This window comes from Microbacterium sp., from assembly GCF_046295495.1.
Classification (GTDB): domain Bacteria; phylum Actinomycetota; class Actinomycetes; order Actinomycetales; family Microbacteriaceae; genus Microbacterium.
Map to the genome: position 1 here is coordinate 1 of NZ_JBKBNC010000025.1, position 19,466 is coordinate 19,466.

The following is a 19,466-nucleotide window of genomic DNA, read 5'->3' on the forward strand; positions in this document are numbered from 1 at the left end:
CTCGCGCGCGCGGCGATGCGCCCACCCGGCCCCGAGATCACCGCCCCCGCACCACCCCCAGCAGCCCGCCCGGCCCGAACGCCGCCGCGGCGAAGCGCTCGCCGATCAGCTGGTGCGTGGGGGAGTCGGGGTGGAGGCCGTCGGGGAGCGGGCGCGCGGCGAAGTCGTCGGCGCCGTAGAGGTCGAGACCGTCGAGGTACCCCAGGAACGGGTCGTCCGCCCGATCGCGGACGACGCCCGCGAGCAGGTCGCGCACGACCTCGAGGCTCAGCCGGCCCCGCGCGGTGGCGCCGGGGTCGCCGGTGGCGATGAAGCGCATCTCGCCGGTGCGCAGACCCTCGGCGTCGAACGAGCCGGGTCCCGGCGTCTTCTCGTGGATGGCCGTGAAGATCGGCGACACGAGGAGGAGCGGTGTGTCGGGGTGGCCCTCGCGGATCGTGTCGAGGAAACCGTGCACGGCGGGCACGAAGGTGCGGGCGTGCATCCCGTCGAGGTTCACGACGTTGATGCCCAGCTTGACGCTGATCACGTCGGCCTCGGCATCGCGCATCACCCTCGCCAGGAACGGGTCGACGAGGGCGCTCCCGCCGAACCCCAGGTTGCGCAGCTTCACGTCCGCTCGACGGGCGGCCACGACGGGCCAGATCTCGGTGGGCGCGGCGGCGTTGGAGCCCTGGCTGATCGAGCTGCCGTGGTGCAGCCACACCGGACGGTCATCGACGACAGGATGAATCGGAGCGTCGCTGCGCAACGAGACGAGATCGACCTGTTCGTTGTGCGGGAGCCACAGCTGGACGATCTTGTCGGCGGATCCGAGGCCATCGACCCTGACGACGTCGGCCTCTCCCGCCATCGACGTCGCGGCGCCCGTCGCCATGTCGAGTTCGAGCGCATCGCCCTCGCTCAGTGGGTGGCTGAGGAGCCGCTCACCGTCGACGAGCACGTCCACGCGGCCCCGGGCCCGGTCGAGCCCGCGATAGGAGACCCGCGTCGCGCGCAGGGCCAGTTCGACGACGGTCGCCGTCGTGCGGAGCGAAAGGCGGATGCCGGACGGCTGGCGCTCCACCATCCGAAGCTGCGCGTCGGCCTCGCGCTCCCGGTAGGGCAGCGGCAGGCGGTGCAGGCGCGTGACGCCGTCGTGGCGCGAGAGCTCCCCGCCGCCGCGGACGAGGTCGGCCGTGATCGGTGTGTCGATCATGTGTGGTCCCTTCCGGTGGACGCGGCGGCGCGACCCCAGTCGCGAAGTATTCCGTCGACGCGGTCGATGAGGATGCTCCAGGATGCCGTGGACGCGGGAGCGCTGTAGGAGAAGCCGCCGACGTGCTCGAGGTGGATGAAGCCGTTGAGGAAGGCGGCGACGAGTCGCGTCGCGTGCACGCGGTCGGCCTCGGGGACGCCGTACCCGCGGAGGACGGCGGCCATCACCTGCCCGGAGCGGGCGGCGGGTGCGCTCCGGACGGCCGCTTCTCCCGCGCGCCGCTGGAGGCTCTCCCAGCCGCCGGGGTGCGCCCGGGCGTAGTCGCGGTGGGCGTCGCACAGCGCGCGCAGGGCGTCGCGTCCCGAGCGTCCCGCGATGGCCTCGCCCGCGCTGTCGCTCAGCTCGGCGAGGGCGCGGATCGTCATGCCGTCGCGGAGGGCGGCCAGGTCGGCGACGTGCCCGTACAGGCTCGGCGTCTGGACGCCCAGCGAACGCGCGACGGCGGAGAGGGTGACGGCGCTCACGCCGACCTCGTCGGCCAGGGCGGCGGCGGTCGACACGATGGCGTCGACGGTGAGGGGAACACGGGGCATTCCCTCATCCTATACCTCGTAGGCGATCACCTAACACCCTTAGGGTTCGGGCGTCAGCGCGGCCACTCCCACCGCTCCACCCGGTCGAGGAGCACCTCGACGGCCGACCCCTCCATGCCGCGCACCCAGCGCTGCGTGTCGGAACCGCGCGATGACACCGTGCGCCCCCGCTCTCCGCGCTCGAGCCGCACCTCGACCCGGCCCGACGAGACGCTGACTCCGCGCAGCACTCCCGCGGCGACCATCGCGGCGAGGGGATCGTGCAGGGCGCAGCGGCGGTCGGGGAAGACGCGGCCGGCGTAGAAGTCGAGATACAGCGGCAGCATCGCCGCGAGTGCCTGCGGCAGCGCGCCGGGGATCGCCTCGAGGCGTACGAGGTCGGCGGCATCCAGGGTCTGCGTCATCGTGACGTCGAGGGGGACGAGGGTGGTGTCCCAGTCCTGCGCGAAGACGATCGCCGCCGCTTCGGGGTCGTTGTGGATGTTCGCCTCGGCCCACGGCGTGACGTTGCCCGAGTGCGCGAAGGCGCCGCCCATCACGACGAGGCGGTCGAAGGCGGCGACGCCGGGCGCCTCGGCGTACGCGGCCAGGTTGGTGAGCGGTCCGAGGGCGAGCACGGTGAGATCCGGATGCCGCGCGGCGAGGTGGTCGATCAGCTCGACCGCGGGGCGCGCGTCGTGGGCCCGTGCGGCGGCGGTCAGCGCGATGCCGCCGACGCCGTCGTCGCCGTGCACGTGCGGCGCCCCGCCGGCGTACGCCCGGCCGCGGAAGTCGTGCGCGCCCACGGCGACGGGGATGTCGTGCACCCCGGCCAGCTCGAACAGCGAGAGGGTGTTCGCGGCCGCGCGGGCGGCATCCGTGTTGCCGGAGACCGTCGTGACGCCCACGATCTCGACCGCGGGCTCGGCGAGCAGGTACGCCAGGGCGAGGGCGTCGTCGATGCCGGTGTCGCAGTCGACGAGGATCGGGCGGCGGGTCATGCGGGGTCTCCGTACGTGTCGAGGAGGTCGAGCGCGGGCTGGGAGGCGTCGTCGGCCACGGCGGCGGCGCCCACCGCGCACGCGCGGGCGAGGGCGGCCTCGGGCTCGTCGCCACGGAGGAGTCCGCACACGAGAGCCGCGCAGAAGGCGTCGCCTGCGCCGACCGTGTTGCGCACGGTGGTCGCCACGCCCGCGGCGGAGGCCACCAGCTCGCCGCGGCGGTACAACCGTGCGCCGTCAGCGCCGAGCGTCACGCACAGCAGGGCGGCGTCGTGCACCTCGGGCAGCTGCGCGTACTCGGTCTCGTTCGCGATCACGAGGTCGCACCGCTCCAGGACGCCCGGGGGGAGCGGACGGGCCGGGGCCACGTTGAGCGCGAGGAAGCCGGCGGCCTCGGCGGCGGCCGAGATCACGGCATCCGACACCTCCAGTTGCGCGAGCACCGCGGCGCCGCGGTGGATACCCAGGGCCGTGGGGTCGATCTCGGCATTCGCCCCGGCGCAGACGACGATCGAGTTCTCGCCCGTCGCGTCGACCACGATGAGCGCTGTGCCCGTGGCGGCGTCGGCGGTCTGCACGCCGGAGGCGTCGACACCGATGGCCGCGAACTGTGCGCGCACGCCGCGTCCGTCGAGGTCGTCGCCCACCGCGCCGACCATCCGCACCGCGGCGCCCAGGCGTGCCGCGGCTACGGCTTGGTTGGCGCCCTTGCCGCCCGGACCGCGCTGGAGGATGCCGTCGGCGACGGTCTCGCCCGGCCCGGGGGCGCGTTCGACGCGCGCGGTGAGGTCGACGTTGATCGCACCGACGACGGTGAGGGAGGGGGAGGGGATGATCGGCATCCTTTCGATCAGTGCAGCAGCAGCTTCGCCACAATGAGCAGCGCGGCCACCAGCGCCGCTCCGATCGCGGTGAGAAGGGTCGCGAGCGGCGAGTATCCGCGCAGGCGAGCCCCGGCCGTGGCGACGACGACGAGATACGTCATGGCCACACCGACGCCCCAGAGCAGCGCCGTCGGCAGCTCGACGCCGAGGGCCACGAGCAGCACGACGACGAGCAGCGGCAGGAACGTCACCGACACCATCGGGGCGCTCACCCGCATGTGGTGGCGGAAGATGCGCGACGGGCGTTCGCTCGACACGTCGCCGAGGGAGTACGCGAAGACGTGCGTGGCGAAATACACGACATTGGTGAGGGCGACCACCGCCACGACGAGTCCGAGGTCGGTCTCGGAGAGTCCGATGAGGGTGGATGCCGAGACCAGGGCGCCGTAGCACCCCGCGCTGATGCGTTCGGCGGCGTCGCGGCCCAGGCGTCGGGGCTGTTCGGTCTCCATGGGCCTCAGCCTCTCGCGCTCCGGCGGCGCAGCCCCGCCGACACGATGGCGACGAGGGTTCCGACCGCGACGCCGATGAGCGTCTCGATGATGCGATCGCGCAGCAGCATCTCGGGTGCGACGGGAGAGGCGAGCGACACCATGAGCAGCGCGAGGGGCGTGATGAACAGCATCGCGATGCCGTAGTTGCGGCCGACGAAGAGTTCGGCCCCGGCCTGAAGCGTCACGGCCACGATGATCACGAGCCACGGCGGCAGGTGCAGCGCGAGCAGACCCGCGGCGATGACCACGCCGAGCAGCGTGCCGACGAGCCGCTGGACGCCGCGGATGAGACGCGCGGTGACGTGCGCCCCGCCGACCGCGGCGACGGCGCCGACCATCGCCCAATACCAGTGGGTGCCGACGAGCAGCACACCCGCCACGCCCGCCAGCAGGGCGGCGACGCCGACGGTGGCCGTCATCTCCCACGCGACCGAGCCGATCGCCGGACGCGGCCGCCGGGGGCGCGCCCACGACCCTCTGCGCGCGAGCACGAACACGGTGGTCACGAGGAGACTCCACGTCACGCTCGCCCCGCCCACGAGGAGCACGGTCGCGAAGGCGGTCCCGGTGGCCGGGAAGCTCGCCGTCGCCCCGGCGGCGAACACGGCGAAGAGGGCGCCGGGCGGATGCCACTGCGCCCGGTACGCCAGCAGGGTCACGGCCGCGGCGAGGGCGGCGACCACGGCGACGCTCAGAAGCGCGGGGGTCGACAGCGCCGAGACCGCGGTGCCGAGCAGCATGGAGGCAACCAGGACGACGCCCGCGGTGGCCTGCATGACGAGGCGCGGGCGGGGCTGATCGGTACGCCCGTAGAGGGCCGCGAAGGCGCCGAAGCTCGCGTAGACGCTGAGGTCGAGGCGGTTCAGCAGGAGCAGGACGAGAAGCGGCGCGCCGACGCTGAGCACGGCGCGCACGGCGACGCGGTGATCGCCGCGGTGCGGTCCCACGCGGATGACCCCGGTCCACACGCGCCCCCGGGATTCCGCCACGCCTCCAGCCTACGCGCCGTCGAGCGGGACGCCCGCGGGCTCCGGGCCGTAGCCGACGCCCCCGCACGCCGGCTGCGCCTCGGCCCGCGGGCGCGGGCTGTGGCTTCGGCTCTGGCGCTCCCGACGGCGACGTCACGGGGCGGCGGCCGCAGCGGCGTCGTCAAGGCCGTGGCATCCGGGTGGCGATCTGATGGGGTGGAGTCATGGATGTCGACCGTGAGAAGCCCCCGATCGAACCCGGGCCCGAGCCCGACACCTCGACCGCCGCGGAGGGGCAACGCTCCGACCCCAGCCTCGACGGCGACGACCAGCCGGTGGAGTGACGTTTCGACGTCGAACGGTGCTCGGATGACGGGCGGGCCCGTTCCGTAGGGTGGAGAGCCCCGACGTTGGAGGAGAGACGTGTTCCGCACGCCCCTGACCCTGTTCCGTACGCTCGCGATCGCCGAGGCGATCTCGTGGACGCTGCTGATCGGCGGCCTGATCCTGCGGGCCGTGGCCGATCTGCCGATCGCGGTGTCGATCGGCGGCGGCATCCACGGGTTCGTGTTCCTCGCCTACGGTGCGACCGCGGTGCTGGTCGCGCTCAACCAGCGGTGGGGGTTCGGGCCGGCGGCCGTCGCGGTGGTGAGCGCCGTGATCCCGTACGCGACCGTTCCGACGGAGATCTGGCTGCAGCGCACCGGGCGTCTGCGGGGTGCGTGGCGTCTCGATGAGACCGCCGACCCGCGCGACCGGCGGCCCATCGATCGTCTGCTGCGATTTTTCCTGCGCCGTCCGTGGGTGCTGGGGTTGGCGCTCGTGGCTGTCGTCGCCCTGGTGTTCGTGGTGTTGCTGGTGGTCGGGCCTCCGGGCGGCAAGGGCTGACAGCTCGTCCGCCGCCACGCCGCGACACGACGAAGGAGATCCGTTCGTCCCGGCCGGGATGTCGCGGCTTTTCGGCGGCTCGGAGCGGATCACTCCTGCGTTGTGTCGCGGAGGGAGCGTGGCCGGTTCGCTCAGCGCGCGTGGATGCGGACGCCCGCGGGGGCGATGCGGCACGTGGCGAGGAACGTCTGGACGGTTCCCGAGACCGTCGCCGAGGCGCGACCCACGCCGAGGAGGGCCGCCGTTGCGCCGCGGGGGTGGAGGCTGGCGGTGCGATCGACGAAGCGTCGCACCACGGCGTCCGACCGACCGGATGCCGAGATGTCGAGCTCGAGGTCGACGACCGGGCCGGTGAAGGAGTTCACGCGCCAGGCCAGCGTCGCCACCCCGCCGCCGCGGCTGATCATCACGAGCGTCGCGTTTCCGCACTCCTCTCCGCCGACCGCCTCGGTGCGCAGCGGTTCGGATGCCGGGGTGCTGTCGGCATCGCAGAGGGTGATGCCGTGCAGGCGCGCGTACTCGCGCCCCTTGGCGGTGATGCTCGAGCAGTCGACCAGCAGCGGGGTCGAGACGGTGCCGTCGAGGGGGTCCCCTTCCGGGGTCGCACGGGCCGGCGCGCCGCCGAACACAAGGGCGGCGACGGTGACCAGAGCCACCGCGACGACACGAGCGCGCATCGCCACCTCCTCGTCGAGCACCGTCGAATCTACGCCCTGTGCTCCGCGTGCACCACGGGTCGTGTCGAGGCGGATCGCGCGCGACGCGCGGACCGGGCCGGACCCCGGCGTCAGCGCTTCGTCGACACCGTCACGGTGAACTTGCGGTCGCGCGCCACCTGACGGGTCGGTCCCACCCTCCGCTCGAGCGTCGGCCGGTACTGCAGAGCCGAGTTCCAGACCGTCCACAGCTCGCCGCCCGGGCGCAGCACGCGCGCCGCGTCGGCGAACATGCGCGGGGCCAGACCGTCGCTGACGGTGGCCCCGGCGTGGAACGGCGGGTTGAGCGCGATGAAGGAGGCGGTGGCATCCGGTCGCGACCGCAGCACGTCGTCGCGCGAGACGGTGACGCGGTCCGCGACGCCGTTGGCCTCGGCCGTCGCGCGCGCCGATGCGACCGCGATCGCCGACTGATCGCACGCGAGAACGCGCAGCGACGGATGCCGCACGGCCAGGGCCGCGGCCACGACGCCGGTTCCGCACGCGAGGTCGATCGCCTCGTCGCCGCGGGGCTCGGGAAGGTGGGCGAGGAGCAGCCGCGTGCCGATGTCGATCGACGCGCCCGCGAACGCTCCGCCGAACGCGCGCACCCGGATGCCGTCGACCTCCGCTGCCTCGGGCTCGGGCTCGCGTCCGTCGTGGGGACCGCGCGCGACGAGCACGCGTGACTTCTGGCGCGCGTGGGTGACGTCGACGCGGTCGAAGTGCGCGCGGAGCACGTCGTTCATCGTCACGGTCATGTGCTTGAGACGTCCGCCGGCATAGACGACCACCTCCGGGTCGGCGTGCAGGGCGATGAGACCGGCGATGTCGGCGAGGGCGCGCAGCGAGCGGGGGAGGCGGAGGAGCACGAGGCGCGCTCCCGCGAGAAGCGACGCATCGAGGGCGTGAGAGGAGAAGGCGCCGTCGAGCCCCGCCTCGGCGGCGTTGGCGACCAGGGCGCGCTCGCCGAGCAGCTCGTCCTGGTGCACGCGGATGCCGCGCGCGCCGGCGTCGGCGGCCCCCAGGGTCAGGGCACCGTGCGTGTCGCCGATGACGACGAGTCGTCCCTCCGCGAGCCCTTCTCGCGCCGTGGCGGATTCGTCGAGGATGAGGCGGTCGGCCGCGTCGACGGCGACGAGGTCGGGACCCTCGAGGTCGGGGCGGCGACGGAGGGTGTCGAACGAGAAAGGCATCGTGCAACGGTACCGGGGTCACGGGGGCCGACTGCCCGGCATCCGTTCATCGGGCCGACGCCGGGCGGTGTCGCGACAGATCGACGCAGCGGGTCGTGGCGGCGCGGCGGGTCGTGGCGGTGTCGGGGTTCGCGATGGTGCTGCGGGTCGTGGCGGTGCCGCGCCGCCGCGGCGGCTTACCGGGTGCCGAAGTGGAAGGGCAGGGCCAGCGACGCCGAGACGAGCAGGATGCCGAGGGCGAAGAACAGCGCCGGGGCGGCGAGCGAGAACGACAGGCCGGTCAGCAGCATGCCGCCGACGAACAGGATGAGCGAGACGATGAACATGGAGATCCCTTCGGTCGCTCCAGGCTATCGTGCTGCGTCGCCGGCTCGGTGCGCGGGCGGGGCGGGTTGCGCGGGGCGAGCGTGTCGGGGGTGGGCGACGGTCGGTGCGGCAGCTCCCGGGGCCGTCGTCAGGGTGCCGGCGGCCGGGCGGGGGCCGGGGGCGTTTCGCGGGCCGAGACCGAGGGCGGCGTGGGCCCACAGCGTGCTGCCGGCCACCGCGGCGGGCATGACGGCCACGGCGCCGAGCGGCACGAGGAAGCACAGCTGCGTCGCGACACCGAAACCGAGGGCGCGGGCGCGGTGTCGGCGCAGGAGCGCGCGTCGGGCGCGGCGATCGAGGCCACGTGCCGACAGGGCCCGCGAGGTCAGCTCGTCGGCCAGGAGCCAGCCGGTCAGCGTGACGCCCGCGACGAACCCGAGCACACCGCCGACGAAGGGGATCAGGCCCAGGAGCCAGGCGAGCAGAGCGGCCGGGATGCCGCGGAGGATGAGCAGTGCGCTGTCGCCGACGGCGCGCCAGAACCCGTACTCCGCGTCGGGCACCTCGCCGGTCGCGCTGCGCTCGGTGGCCCGCCAGATGCGGTCGTAGAACGGCTCGCCGACGGCGAGGGTCGCGGCCGTGAACGACACGATCACCAGCAGCAGGGCGCCTCCGAACGACGCGAGACCGACCGCCGTGCGCAGCGCGCCCGCCCAGAACGGCGCCCACGTGTCGGCGAAGGGGGTCCAGTCGTCGACGAGGCCCGGGAGGGCGAAGCCCCACGCGACGAGCGCGGCGCCGAGCACGAGTCCGACGAGGGTGCCGGGGATGAGCCCGAGCGCCATGGCCCCGGGTGTGCGACGCCACTGGCCGAGGCCGCGGACGAGCAGGGCTGCTCCGGCGAGGAATTCGCGCATGCCGGAAGTCTTCCAGACGGGCGGGCCGGTACGCGGGTGCCACGGTGGTGTGCGCACGGGATCCGCCCGCCCCCTCGGTGCCGCCTCGCCCGTGGTGGCGCGAGGCGCCCGCGTCAGAGGGGGCGACTCAGCTCGAGCAGCCGGCGCGGCGTCGCGTCGGGGTCGTCGCCGAGAAGACGCGAGGCGCGCTCGCGGCCGGTGGCCGCGAAGCCGTGGCGGGCGTAGAAGCGTTGCGCGGGGGTCGCCTGATCGTCCACGTACAGGCGCAGCGTCTCGCCGCGGCCGACGGCCCAGAGCACGATGCCCTGCAGGAGCGTGTCGGCCACGCCCGCGGTGCGCCCACGGAACGCGGGACTCACGTAGACGCCGGTCAGCACGGGGTCCGGGCCGTCGTCATCCCCCTGCTGGGCGCTCATCATGCCCACGGGCCGCCCGGTCGTCGTCTCGAGCGCCATCAGGCTCGTCGTCGTCGGGCCCTCGCCCCGCCGGGCCCGCAGACGCCAGTCCTCCTCGGTCATCCTCCGGGCGTAGGCCGCCGTCGCACCGTAGGAGACGGGGTTGTCGCTCGCGTTCTCGAGGCGCAGCGTCCGCACCCGCTCCCAGTCGTCTTCGGTGGTGGGGCGGACGGTGATGGGCGGAAGCATCGCTCCAGCGTAGGCGGGGGCGCCGCGTCGGGTGCAGCGGTTCCGACCGATGTCGGACCCCCCTGACAGGATGCCGTCATGCGGATCCGCACGACCTCGACCCAACGCACCTACCGGTACGTGCGGCTCGCGCTGGTGGCGGCGACGGTCTTCCTGGGGATCGCGCTCGCGGTCGAGTCGGTCGCGGGCGGCGTGCCGCCCTCGGTGAGCGCGGCCTACTACACCCCGGCCGGGCCGGTCTTCGTCGGATCGCTGAGTGCGGTCGCGCTCGCCCTGCTGGCGCTGTCGGGCCGCAGCCTCGAGCAGGGATTGCTCGACGTCGCCGCGGTCCTCGCCCTCGTGATCGCCTACGTCCCCACCTCCGTCTCCTCGGAGTCCTGCGCCCCCGCCCGTCGGTGCATACCGGCGGAGTTCGGCCCGACCGTGGCGAACAACGCCGGCGCCGTGGCATCCCTCGTCGTCCTGGGGGTCGTCGCCGCGCTGGTCCTCGCCCGGGCGCAGGGCACTCTGGGTGCGGGCGTGGTGGCGACGGCGGGCGTCGTCGCGGCGACGATCGTGGCGGGGTTCGTGTGGGCGGTCACCGCACCCGCGTCGTTCTCGGCTCTCGCCCACGAGGTCGCGGCCATCGCGTTCTTCGTCGTGATCGCCGCCGTGGCGGCCCTGGGGGCGTGGCGTCCGCAGCGCAGCGGGAGGGCGCATCGGCGGCTGCGCCTCGCGTACGGCGTGGTGGCGATCGGGATCGTGGCCACCCTGGTTCTGCTGGTGGTGGGCGTCATCGCGGGGGCGGAACAGCGGGGCGTACCCGTCGTGCTCATCGGCGAGGTCGTCGCGCTGGCCCTGTTCGCGGTGTTCTGGGTGGTGCAGACCGTCGAGCTCTGGAACGAGGTCGACCCGAGGCTGCGAACGTGACGGGAATAGTCGGTGGGGTGTCGCGTTGAACTTGATACGACGGTGCTCAAGTTGCAGACTTGAGTCAACCGCACTCACGTATCACAGGAGACGGAATTGCCCGAAGACTTCACCCCCGGCGCCGGGGAAGACGGCGCCCAGTCGTTCGACGAGTTCCTCGCGCGCTACCTCGCGGGCGAGCAGGCGCGCGCCGAGCGGTCGATCGACCTCAGTCGCTTTCTGAGTGCGCGCACGCAAGACGCCCTTCAGGCGGCGGGCCGTTTCGCCCTCGGCCGCGGCCAGCGCGAACTCGACGCCCTGCACGTGCTGCACGTGCTCGTGGGTCGCTCCCCGGCCAAGGATGCCGTCGCTCGCCTCGGCGCCGATCCCGCCGCCATCGCCCGCGCCGCCGAGAGCCGCCTGCCCGCGGCCGGCGCACCCGCCCAGGTCGACGGCGCCGTCGTGGCCGGATCGGTGCAGCGCGCGCTCTTCCACGCCTTCCAGGTCGCCCGTGCCGCGGGATCGACCTACGTCGACCCCGACCACCTCTTCTTCGCCCTCGTCCTCGCGCAGGACGCCCCGGCCGGGCAGATCCTCGCGCAGGCGGGCGTCACGGCCGAGGCCCTGACGCAGGGCGTCCGCGAGACCGTCGTCGGCGGTGACGAGTCCGAGGCGCCCGAGGAGTCGGCATCCACGACTCCGAACCTCGACCGATTCGGCACCGACCTCACGGCCCGCGCCGTGGCGGGAGAGCTCGACCCCGTGATCGGGCGCACCGACGAGATCGAGCAGACCATCGAGATCCTCAGCCGCCGCACGAAGAACAACCCCGTGCTCATCGGCGAGGCCGGCGTCGGCAAGACCGCCGTCGTCGAGGGACTCGCGCGCGCGATCGTCGCGGGTGACGTGCCCGAGCAGCTGCGCGAGACGCGCGTGGTCTCGATCGACCTCGCGGCGATGCTCGCCGGCGCTCGCTACCGCGGTGACTTCGAGGAGCGTCTCACCCAGACGATGGAGGAGATCTCGGCAGCCGACAGGCTCGTCGTCTTCATCGACGAGGTGCACACGCTCGTCGGTGCCGGCGGCAGTGGTGACGGCTCGATGGATGCCGGCAACATCCTCAAGCCGCGTCTCGCCCGCGGTGACGTGCGACTCATCGGCGCCACCACGCTGCGCGAGTACCGCACCATCGAGAAGGACCCGGCCCTCGAGCGGCGCCTGCAGCCCGTGCGCGTCGGAGAGCCTTCGCTCCCGGACGCGGTGGAGATCCTCCGCGGCCTGCGTCCGGCGTACGAGCAGCACCACGCCGTCACCTACACCGACGACGCCCTGCGCGCGGCCGTCGAGCTCAGTGACCGCTACCTCACCGAGCGCGTGCTGCCCGACAAGGCGATCGACCTGATCGACCAGGCCGGAGCACGGCTGCGGCTGAAGCTCGGCGTGTCGGTCGACACGTCGGCCCTGCTCGAGCGGCTCGCGACCCTCGAGGCCGACAAGAACGCCGCCGTCTCGGCCGAGCACTACGAGGAGGCCTCGCGTCTGCGCGATGAGATGGTCGCGGTCCAGTCGCGCCTCGACGAAGCCACCGCCGCACCCCGTGCCGCCGCCGTGGTCGACGAGCCCGAGATCGCCGCGGTGATCAGCCGGTCCACCGGTATCCCCGTCGCGCGGCTCACCGCCACCGAGCGCGGCCGCCTCGCCGAGCTCGAGACCGAGCTGCACGCCCGCGTCATCGGGCAGGACGACGCGGTCGCCGCCGTCGCCAAGGCGGTGCGGCGCAACCGCACCGGCATGGGTGACGAGAACCGACCCGTCGGCTCGTTCCTCTTCCTCGGCCCCACGGGCGTGGGCAAGACCGAGCTCGCGAAGGCCCTGGCCGGCTCGCTCTTCGACGACGACGGCGCCGTGATCCGCTTCGACATGAGCGAGTTCGGCGAGCGCCACACGGTGTCGCGCCTGATCGGTGCCCCTCCGGGGTACGTCGGCTACGACGAGGCCGGCCAACTGACCGAGCGCGTGCGCCGCAACCCCTACGCCGTCGTGCTGTTCGACGAGATCGAGAAGGCCCACCCCGACGTCTTCACCCTGCTCCTGCAGGTGCTCGACGACGGCCGGCTCACCGACGGCCAGGGCCGCACGGTGGACTTCCGCAACACCGTCATCGTGATGACCTCGAACCTGGGCGCCGAGGTGCTGGCATCCCGCTCCGGGGCGATCGGGTTCACGACCACGGGCCGCGAGTTCGCCGACGACGACCTGCGCGACCGCGTCATGGGCAAGCTGCGCGAGGCCATGCGGCCGGAGTTCCTCAACCGCATCGACGACATCGTGCTGTTCCGCAAGCTCGAGAAGGCGCAACTGCGCCGGATCGTGCGGCTGCTGCTGGGGGCCACGTCGCGTCGGCTCGCGGCCCGCGAGGTCACCCTCGAGGTGACGGAGGCTGCCGTCGACCGTCTCGCCGAGGTGGGTTACGAGCCGGAGTACGGCGCGCGCCCGTTGCGTCGTGTCATCCAGCGCGAGGTCGACGATCGCATCGCCGACCTGTTCGTCGCCGGCGACCTCGCCGACGGTGGCGCGGTGACGGTGGATGCCACGGCCTCGGGCTTCGTGGTGATGCCGGTCGTTCCGGCGCTCGCCGCCTGAGGTGCTGCGTTCGACGCCCCCGGTGCTTCGGCGCCGGGGGCGTCGTCGTGCGCGCCCGGTGTGCGGGGGAGACCCCGGCGCGCCCGGGCACCCCGTCGGCCCCGCGGGCGGGGGGCGGAGGTGGGGCGGGGCCCGTGACACCCCTGCCGCAATGTCGGGGGTTCGGGGCAGAGTAGACGCATGAGTCGTATCGGCACGATCTTCAGTCCGTACCCGCACCCGCCCGAGGAGCTGCGCGACGCCGCGCGAGCCGCCGAAGACGCCGGCATTGAAGAGCTGTGGCTCTGGGAAGACTGCTTCCGCTCTTCGGCGTGGGCCGCAGCCGCCGCCGCCCTCGCCGTCACCGACCACCTGCGGGTGGGGATCGGCATCGCCCCGCTGCCGCTGCGCAACGTCGCGGCCTCCGCGATGGAGGTCGCCACGATCGAGCGCATCTTCCCGGGGCGCGTTCTGCCCGGCTTCGGCCACGGCGTGCAGGACTGGATGCGGCAGGTCGGTGCCAAGGTCGCCTCCCCGCTCACGCTGATGCAGGAACAGCTCCCCGCGCTGCGGTCGCTCCTCGCGGGCGAGACGGTCAGCGCAGAGGGGCGCTACGTGAAGCTGCGTGACGTCGCCCTCGACTGGCCGCCGGCCGCGGCGCCGTCGGTGTACGCCGCCGCCGAGGGCCCCAAGACCCTCGCGCTCGCCGGAGCGGTGGCCGACGGCGTCGTCCTCGACAGTCGACACACCGTCGCCGAGATCGCCACGGCGGTCGAGACCGTGCAGGCCGGTCGCGCCCAGTCGGGTCGCGAGGGCCGCGCGGACGTCGTGGCCTACGTGCTCACGGCGTTCGGTCCCGATGCCCACGAGCGTGCGACCGCGGTCCTGTCCGACCGCGAAGACGCCGCCGAGCGCGTGCTGGCCGGGTCGGTGTCCGAGGTGGCCGAGGGAGTCGCGCGGTTCCAGGCCGCGGGCGTCGACGACGTCGTGCTGCTGCCCACCGACGACGTCGACCTGCGCGCGTTCTTCTCGGCCGTGGGTCAGGTCGCGGTGTCCGTTCCCGACGCGGGCGGTGTGTCGTGACGCGCGGCGTCGTCTCCCTGGGCGTCGCGGGCTCACTCGGGCCCGACGCGATCGCCGAGATCGCCCCCGCGGTCGAGAAGGCCGGCTTCCACGCCCTCTGGGTGAACGACACACCCGACGGCGACGCGCTGGTCGCGCTCGCCGCGGCCGCCCGGGTCACCGAGCGCCTGCACCTGGCCACCGGCGTCGTGCCGGTCGACCGCAGACCCGCGACCGAGATCGCCGCCGAAGCGGCATCCCTCGCCCTCCCGCGCGAGCGCGTGACGATCGGCATCGGTTCGGGCATCGCGCGGGAGGGGGCGCTCTCCCGCGTGCGCGCGGCCACCGAGACGCTGCATGCGGCGGGGCTGCCACGGGTGCTCGTCGGCGCGCTGGGGCCGCGGATGCGGCGTCTCGCCGCCGAACGTGCCGACGGCGTGCTGCTCAACTGGGTGCCACCCGTCGAGGCGCGCGAGCAGTCAGCGGCGCTGCACGCGATCGCGCCGTCGACGCACGTGGCCGTCTACGTCCGCACCGCGATCGTGTCGGCTGCGCGCGCGCGACTCGAGGCCGAAACCGCCCGTTACGCCGCGTTCCCGAACTACGCGGCCAACTTCGCGAGGATGGGCGTGGATGCCATCGACACGACCATCCGCGACGTCACCGAGCTCGGCGATGCCCTCGACGCCTATACCGCCGCCGCCGACGAGGTCGTGCTGCGCGCCATCGTTGCGGAGGACACGGTGGCGGCATACGTCGACTTCGCCTGGAGGACGGCGCCGAGCCCGTCGTGAGGTCGTGCCGGGCGAGCCGGAACAGGGTCGACGCGTGAGCATCTCCGCACGACCCCCACGCTCTCAGAACCCCGCGACCTCAGCTGAGCGACCCGTGCCCCGCGACCGGAGCTGAGCCGGAGCCGGAGCCGGTGCGTCTCGCCCCCGCGAGCGGGCGGCCGCGCGCACCCCTCAGCCGCGGGCGGCGAAGCCGGCCAGCAACGCGTCGACGAGCCGGCGTCCCCGCTCCGCGGGCATCCGCGCGTCGCCCTCGGCCCCGCGGGCGACCGCGATGCCGTCGAGCGTCGCGAGCACGAGCGCCGCGTCGTCGGCATCGATCGCCGCGCCCGGATGGGCGGCCGTCAGCAGCGCCAGGACCGCGGCTTCGGTACGCGCCCATTCCCGCTCGTGGATCCGGCGCACCTCGGCGTCGGTGGCCGCACGCGACGCGAACGCCGTCCAGACCACCGCGTCGCGGTGTCCCTCGGTGCCGAGGGAGGCCAGCTCCGCGCAGAAGATCCCGAGGCGGCGCCCGGGGGAGTCCACCCCGCTCAGGGCGGCGCTGAGGCGCTCTCGGAACCGGATGTTCACGGCATCCATGGCTCCGACGATCAGTGCGGCGCGCGTGGGGAAGTGGTGCTGCACCGCGCCGACCGACACTCCCGCCTCGGAGGCGACGTTGCGCACGCTCAGCGCGTCGGGGCCGCGCATCGCCATCACCCGCAAGACCGCTTCGACGATGGCGTCCCGCGCTCCGTGTGCGGGCGGGGTGCGAGAGGTCGTCACCGTCGTAGGCTACGGTGAACGCGTGAACAATACGAACGTATTGCCCGATGGGGCGCCGGCTCGACGGATCGCGAGCATCGATGCGGTGCGCGGGCTGGCGATCATCGGCACCCTCGCGACGAACGTGTGGGTGTTCTCGCACCCGTGGGGGCTGTGGGGGATGCTCCAGAACCCCGTGTTGCCCGGGGCCTCCGACGCCGCAGCGACGGCGCAACTCGTGCTGATGGCGCTCGCGCAGGGCAAGTTCCTCGCCCTGCTCTCGCTCACGTTCGGAGTCGGTCTGGCGATGCAGCACCGCGCGGCGCAGCGCCGGGGCGCACGATGGCCCGGCCGATACCTGTGGCGTGCCGCGCTGTTGTTCCTCGACGGCGTCGTCAACTACATCCTCATCGCGGAGTTCGACGTGCTCATGGGCTACGCCGTGACCGCGGCGGTGGCGTCGGTCTTGCTCGTGACCCGCCCCCGCGCCCAGCGCGCCATGATCCTCGGCTTCGCCGCCGCGCACGTCGCGCTCATCACGGGACTCGTCCTGCTCCTCGCCGCGTTCCCCGCCGGCGAGGCCGACACCGCCGCGCCCACCAGCCCGAACCCCTACGCGACCGCGTCGTTCCTCGGCCTCGCGGCCTTCCGCCTCGACAACGCCGCCGTCTTCCGCGCCGAGCCCGTGCTGATCGGCTTCCTCTCCCTCGCGCTCTTCCTCGCCGGCGCCGCGCTCCTGCGCGCGGACGTCTTCGGTGCCGCGGGCGCGCGACTCCGTCGTCGGCTGATGCTCGCCGGAGCGATCGCCGCCCCCGTCGACCTCGCTCTCGCGCTCACGGCGTCGCCCGGTGGTCTGCTCCTCGAGCGGTACGTCGTGGCTCCCGTCGTCGCGCTGGGGCTCCTGGGCTTGGTGGCGGACGTGTGCCTGAGGCGCGGCACCGCGGGCTGGGTCGCTCGTCGATGCACCGAGATCGGCCGCGTCGCGCTCAGTGCCTACCTGCTGCAGAACCTCCTGGGCGCCGCCGTGTTCTACGGCTGGGGACTCGGCCTCGCCGAGACCACCCAGGCGTGGCGCGTGCCGGTGACCGTCGCGATGTTCCTCGTCATCACGGTCGTCGTCGCGGCGGCGGCGCACCTGTGGCTGCGCCGCTTCCGGCGGGGCCCGGTGGAATGGCTCTGGCACGCCGCGGCCGACATCGGTCGGCATCGTGCGTCCCCGCCCGCCGGTCGGCCCCGATCGTTCGACGCGGTGGCAGACTGACCGGATGCCACGACGTCGAGGTCTCACGCTCCGCTCCGTCGCCCGCGGGGTGCTGGCCGTGCTGCTGTTCGGTGCGGGAACCGGCCACCTCACGTGGGGCCGCCGGGGCTATCGCATCGTCGTCCCGGGATGGGCCACGCGGCTGCTGCGCACCGACAAAGACGCCATCGTCGTGGCATCCGGGGCGATCGAGGCCGTTCTGGGCGTTGCGCTCGTGGCCCTGCCGCGCGAACGGCGGCGGGTCGGGGCGGCGATCGCCGCCTTCTTCATCGCGGTGTTCCCCGGCAACGTGCACCAGTGGCGCACGGGACGCTCGGCGCCCGGGCTGAACACCGACCGGGCCCGTTTCGCGCGACTGTTCCTTCAGGCGCCGCTCGTGGCCTGGGCGTGGTGGGCGACGCGCGAACGCTGAAGACTCTCGTCGGTCCCGATGGTGGCACCGGTCGCGCGGCGTCCGGCATCCCGCGTCGAGTGATGCCGCGGGCGGGTTGAGCGCCCGGTCCGCGACCCCGCGCGTCACCGCACGAGTCCGCGGCGGCCCCGCTGCGATCAGGCGGCGTCGCCGAGTTCCAGGATGCCGCGGTCGAAGGCGGCGCGGGCGAGCACCTTGTAGCCGTGGTCGGGGAAGAACACCGTGAGGCGATCCGCCTCGACGCCCATGACGGTCCCGGTGCCGAACTCCTCGTGCGCGACGGAGGAGTCGATGCGGATGCCGTCGTCACCGGCGTCCGCTGCGCCCTCGGCGGACTCGACGTCGACGGGCAGCGCAGCACCGGCGTCGCACCGGTCGCACGCCCCGCACTGCGCGGGGGTCTCGACGCCGAAGTACTCCAGCAGGGCGCGTCGGCGGCAGTGCGAGGTCTCGGCGTAGCCGCGCATGATCTCGATGCGCGAGGCGCGGATGCGCTCCTCCGCCTCGTCGCGATCCCGCACCGCGGCGACGGCGTCGCCGGCCGACACGCTCTTGAGCTGCGCCACCCCGTCGGGTCCGGAAACCGCCAGCTCGCAGGCCACGAGCTGGTTCAGCACCCGACCGATCGCGCGCGTCGAGCGCCCCGAGGACTCGGCGATGTCCTTCGCCCGCAGCGGCTTCTTCTTCGCGCGGCGCAGGGCGTCCCACACGCCCGCGACGTCGGCGCGCTTGCTGTGCCCTCCCGCGAAGAAGGAACGCAACGAGAAGTCCTCGGCGCGGTAGTGCAGGATCGCCCGGGCGGGCTGACCGTCGCGGGCGGCACGGCCGATCTCCTGCGCGTACGAGTCGAGCGACTCCGTCACATCGGCGTGCACGACCAGGCGCACGTCGGGCTTGTCGACGCCCATGCCGAAGGCCGACGTCGCCACGACGACGTCGAGCTCGCCCGCCGTCCAGGCCGCGTGCACCTCGTCGCGCCGCTTCTGCGCCATCGCCCCGTGGTAGGGCTCGGCGCGCAGACCGAGCTCGCGGAGCTCGTCGGCGTAGGCATCGGTCTCTTTGCGCGTCGCCACGTACAGCAGCACCACGCCCTCGGCATCCTGCACGTCGCGCAGGACCGCGCGCCGCTTGTCGTCGTCGTGCTCGTGGCGCCGCACCGCCATGTGGATCTCGGGGCGGTCCATACCGCGCACCTCGAGGTGCGGTTCGCGCATGCGCAGGCTCGCGACGATGTCGTCGCGGACGGGAGCGGATGCCGTGGCGGTCAACGCGAGCACCGGCGGGTGCCCCAGGGCCTCGACCGCGTCGCCGATGCGCGCGTAGTCGGGCCGGAAGTCGTGACCCCACGCGGAGACGCAGTGCGCTTCGTCGACGACGACGAGGCGTACGTCGGCTTTCGCGAGGCGATCGAACACGTCGGTGTTGGCCAGTTGCTCGGGCGCGAGGAAGGCGTACACCGCGTCGTCGCCCTCGATGGCCGCCCATGCCGCCCGCGTGGCCGCGGCGCTCGTGCGCGAGTTGAGGGCGACGGCGGCGGGGGCGTCGGGGGCACGGTCGATCGAGTCGATCTGGTCGCGCTGGAGGGCCAGCAGGGGGGAGATGACCACGGTGACGCCGCCGAGCTCGCAACCGGCGATCTGGTACACCGCCGACTTGCCCGCGCCGGTCGGGAACACCACGAGGGTGTCGCGACCGCTCTTGACCGCGTCGATCGCCTCGGCCTGCCCCGGCAGCAGATCGTCCCACCCGAACACCTCACGGGCGGTGCGGGTCGACTGTTCGAGGGTGGCGGGAGCGTTCACGGATTCCTCATTCCTGGGGGAGGTCCCCAGCACACCTCAGACCTCCGACATCGAATCGGGGGTTGCGAGCGGAGGCCTCGTGTGATCAACGGCCGACCGTCGCCGTGGCGTTCCTCGA

General features: G+C 73.5%; 20 protein-coding genes. 7 read left to right on the plus strand and 13 right to left on the minus strand.

All coding sequences use genetic code 11. The annotated features are described in order from the left end of the window. Positions 1 to 37: 37 nt before the first annotated feature. The 6 genes from ACK4LS_RS10215 to ACK4LS_RS10240 are packed head-to-tail and all read right to left on the minus strand — an operon-like array spanning position 38 to position 5,138. The gene (locus ACK4LS_RS10215; RefSeq protein ID WP_409716743.1) at positions 38 to 1,198 is read right to left on the minus strand and encodes an SGNH/GDSL hydrolase family protein; all 1,161 of its coding nucleotides are present in this window, start codon (positions 1,196 to 1,198) and stop codon (positions 38 to 40) included. Further along, entirely contained in the window at positions 1,195 to 1,791 is a 597-nt protein-coding gene (locus ACK4LS_RS10220) for a TetR/AcrR family transcriptional regulator (RefSeq protein WP_409716745.1), read from the minus strand. The genes ACK4LS_RS10215 and ACK4LS_RS10220 overlap by 4 nt, the downstream gene beginning before the upstream one ends. A gap of 53 nt (positions 1,792 to 1,844) precedes the next feature. Continuing rightward, positions 1,845 to 2,771: a nucleoside hydrolase gene (locus ACK4LS_RS10225; protein ID WP_409716747.1), complete on the minus strand. Its 927-nt coding sequence runs from the start codon at positions 2,769 to 2,771 to the stop codon at positions 1,845 to 1,847. Beyond that, on the minus strand, positions 2,768 to 3,613 hold the full coding sequence (locus ACK4LS_RS10230; RefSeq protein ID WP_409716748.1) for a PfkB family carbohydrate kinase: 846 nt from the start codon (positions 3,611 to 3,613) through the stop codon (positions 2,768 to 2,770). The genes ACK4LS_RS10225 and ACK4LS_RS10230 overlap by 4 nt, the downstream gene beginning before the upstream one ends. Positions 3,614 to 3,621: 8 nt before the next feature. Continuing rightward, positions 3,622 to 4,107, minus strand: coding sequence for a hypothetical protein (locus ACK4LS_RS10235; protein WP_409716750.1), 486 nt, complete (start codon positions 4,105 to 4,107; stop codon positions 3,622 to 3,624). A gap of 5 nt (positions 4,108 to 4,112) precedes the next feature. After that, entirely contained in the window at positions 4,113 to 5,138 is a 1,026-nt protein-coding gene (locus ACK4LS_RS10240; protein WP_409716752.1) for an FUSC family protein, read from the minus strand. 402 nt (positions 5,139 to 5,540) lie between these two features. Here ACK4LS_RS10240 and ACK4LS_RS10245 point away from each other — a divergent pair, with 402 nt between their 5' ends. Further along, the gene (locus tag ACK4LS_RS10245) at positions 5,541 to 6,005 is read left to right on the plus strand and encodes a DUF3817 domain-containing protein (protein WP_409716754.1); all 465 of its coding nucleotides are present in this window, start codon (positions 5,541 to 5,543) and stop codon (positions 6,003 to 6,005) included. Between the two features lie 131 nt (positions 6,006 to 6,136). On the opposite strand, the gene ACK4LS_RS10250 is transcribed toward ACK4LS_RS10245, so the two are convergent. The 5 genes from ACK4LS_RS10250 to ACK4LS_RS10270 form a co-directional block, all read right to left on the minus strand. Further along, positions 6,137 to 6,682 (minus strand): hypothetical protein, encoded by a 546-nt coding sequence (locus tag ACK4LS_RS10250; RefSeq protein ID WP_409716755.1) that lies wholly within the window; start codon positions 6,680 to 6,682, stop codon positions 6,137 to 6,139. Between the two features lie 110 nt (positions 6,683 to 6,792). Beyond that, a complete protein-coding gene (locus ACK4LS_RS10255) occupies positions 6,793 to 7,896 on the minus strand; it encodes a class I SAM-dependent methyltransferase (RefSeq protein ID WP_409716757.1) in 1,104 nt (367 codons plus the stop codon). Positions 7,897 to 8,072: 176 nt separating this feature from the next. Beyond that, the gene (locus tag ACK4LS_RS10260) at positions 8,073 to 8,222 is read right to left on the minus strand and encodes a hypothetical protein (RefSeq protein ID WP_167494175.1); all 150 of its coding nucleotides are present in this window, start codon (positions 8,220 to 8,222) and stop codon (positions 8,073 to 8,075) included. A gap of 24 nt (positions 8,223 to 8,246) precedes the next feature. Beyond that, complete coding sequence (locus ACK4LS_RS10265) at positions 8,247 to 9,119, minus strand: EI24 domain-containing protein (RefSeq protein WP_409716759.1); 873 nt, start codon at positions 9,117 to 9,119, stop codon at positions 8,247 to 8,249. Between the two features lie 113 nt (positions 9,120 to 9,232). After that, on the minus strand, positions 9,233 to 9,763 hold the full coding sequence (locus tag ACK4LS_RS10270) for an N-acetyltransferase family protein (protein ID WP_409716761.1): 531 nt from the start codon (positions 9,761 to 9,763) through the stop codon (positions 9,233 to 9,235). Between the two features lie 78 nt (positions 9,764 to 9,841). On the opposite strand from ACK4LS_RS10270, the gene ACK4LS_RS10275 reads away from it, so the two are divergent. The 4 genes from ACK4LS_RS10275 (at position 9,842) to ACK4LS_RS10290 (ending at position 15,129) form a co-directional block, all read left to right on the plus strand. Continuing rightward, positions 9,842 to 10,672, plus strand: coding sequence for a hypothetical protein (locus tag ACK4LS_RS10275; RefSeq protein WP_409716763.1), 831 nt, complete (start codon positions 9,842 to 9,844; stop codon positions 10,670 to 10,672). 96 nt (positions 10,673 to 10,768) lie between these two features. Continuing rightward, the gene (locus ACK4LS_RS10280; RefSeq protein ID WP_409716765.1) at positions 10,769 to 13,294 is read left to right on the plus strand and encodes an ATP-dependent Clp protease ATP-binding subunit; all 2,526 of its coding nucleotides are present in this window, start codon (positions 10,769 to 10,771) and stop codon (positions 13,292 to 13,294) included. Between the two features lie 180 nt (positions 13,295 to 13,474). Continuing rightward, complete coding sequence (locus ACK4LS_RS10285; RefSeq protein ID WP_409716767.1) at positions 13,475 to 14,356, plus strand: LLM class flavin-dependent oxidoreductase; 882 nt, start codon at positions 13,475 to 13,477, stop codon at positions 14,354 to 14,356. Then, positions 14,353 to 15,129 (plus strand): LLM class flavin-dependent oxidoreductase, encoded by a 777-nt coding sequence (locus ACK4LS_RS10290; RefSeq protein WP_409716769.1) that lies wholly within the window; start codon positions 14,353 to 14,355, stop codon positions 15,127 to 15,129. Before ACK4LS_RS10285 ends, ACK4LS_RS10290 begins: the two co-directional genes overlap by 4 nt. Before the next feature lie 171 nt (positions 15,130 to 15,300). On the opposite strand, the gene ACK4LS_RS10295 is transcribed toward ACK4LS_RS10290, so the two are convergent. Continuing rightward, positions 15,301 to 15,894: a TetR/AcrR family transcriptional regulator gene (locus ACK4LS_RS10295; RefSeq protein ID WP_409716771.1), complete on the minus strand. Its 594-nt coding sequence runs from the start codon at positions 15,892 to 15,894 to the stop codon at positions 15,301 to 15,303. A 22-nt stretch (positions 15,895 to 15,916) separates the two neighbouring features. Here ACK4LS_RS10295 and ACK4LS_RS10300 point away from each other — a divergent pair, with 22 nt between their 5' ends. Beyond that, a complete protein-coding gene (locus ACK4LS_RS10300; RefSeq protein ID WP_409716773.1) occupies positions 15,917 to 17,134 on the plus strand; it encodes a DUF418 domain-containing protein in 1,218 nt (405 codons plus the stop codon). A 4-nt stretch (positions 17,135 to 17,138) separates the two neighbouring features. After that, a complete protein-coding gene (locus tag ACK4LS_RS10305) occupies positions 17,139 to 17,546 on the plus strand; it encodes a hypothetical protein (RefSeq protein WP_409716775.1) in 408 nt (135 codons plus the stop codon). Between the two features lie 137 nt (positions 17,547 to 17,683). Here the strand turns inward: ACK4LS_RS10305 and ACK4LS_RS10310 are convergent, their stop codons facing one another. Further along, positions 17,684 to 19,348 (minus strand): RecQ family ATP-dependent DNA helicase, encoded by a 1,665-nt coding sequence (locus tag ACK4LS_RS10310; RefSeq protein ID WP_409716777.1) that lies wholly within the window; start codon positions 19,346 to 19,348, stop codon positions 17,684 to 17,686. Positions 19,349 to 19,466: the final 118 nt, after the last annotated feature.

What these genes read in the sequence shown, in the direction of transcription:
- ACK4LS_RS10215 (WP_409716743.1), bottom strand. Translation starts at nt 1,198, where the DNA reads ATGATCGACACACCGATCACGGCCGACCTCGTCCGCGGCGGCGGGGAG.
- ACK4LS_RS10220 (WP_409716745.1), bottom strand. Translation starts at nt 1,791, where the DNA reads ATGCCCCGTGTTCCCCTCACCGTCGACGCCATCGTGTCGACCGCCGCC.
- ACK4LS_RS10225 (WP_409716747.1), bottom strand. Translation starts at nt 2,771, where the DNA reads ATGACCCGCCGCCCGATCCTCGTCGACTGCGACACCGGCATCGACGAC.
- ACK4LS_RS10230 (WP_409716748.1), bottom strand. Translation starts at nt 3,613, where the DNA reads ATGCCGATCATCCCCTCCCCCTCCCTCACCGTCGTCGGTGCGATCAAC.
- ACK4LS_RS10235 (WP_409716750.1), bottom strand. Translation starts at nt 4,107, where the DNA reads ATGGAGACCGAACAGCCCCGACGCCTGGGCCGCGACGCCGCCGAACGC.
- ACK4LS_RS10250 (WP_409716755.1), bottom strand. Translation starts at nt 6,682, where the DNA reads ATGCGCGCTCGTGTCGTCGCGGTGGCTCTGGTCACCGTCGCCGCCCTT.
- ACK4LS_RS10255 (WP_409716757.1), bottom strand. Translation starts at nt 7,896, where the DNA reads ATGCCTTTCTCGTTCGACACCCTCCGTCGCCGCCCCGACCTCGAGGGT.
- ACK4LS_RS10260 (WP_167494175.1), bottom strand. Translation starts at nt 8,222, where the DNA reads ATGTTCATCGTCTCGCTCATCCTGTTCGTCGGCGGCATGCTGCTGACC.
- ACK4LS_RS10265 (WP_409716759.1), bottom strand. Translation starts at nt 9,119, where the DNA reads ATGCGCGAATTCCTCGCCGGAGCAGCCCTGCTCGTCCGCGGCCTCGGC.
- ACK4LS_RS10270 (WP_409716761.1), bottom strand. Translation starts at nt 9,763, where the DNA reads ATGCTTCCGCCCATCACCGTCCGCCCCACCACCGAAGACGACTGGGAG.
- ACK4LS_RS10275 (WP_409716763.1), top strand. Translation starts at nt 9,842, where the DNA reads ATGCGGATCCGCACGACCTCGACCCAACGCACCTACCGGTACGTGCGG.
- ACK4LS_RS10285 (WP_409716767.1), top strand. Translation starts at nt 13,475, where the DNA reads ATGAGTCGTATCGGCACGATCTTCAGTCCGTACCCGCACCCGCCCGAG.
- ACK4LS_RS10305 (WP_409716775.1), top strand. Translation starts at nt 17,139, where the DNA reads ATGCCACGACGTCGAGGTCTCACGCTCCGCTCCGTCGCCCGCGGGGTG.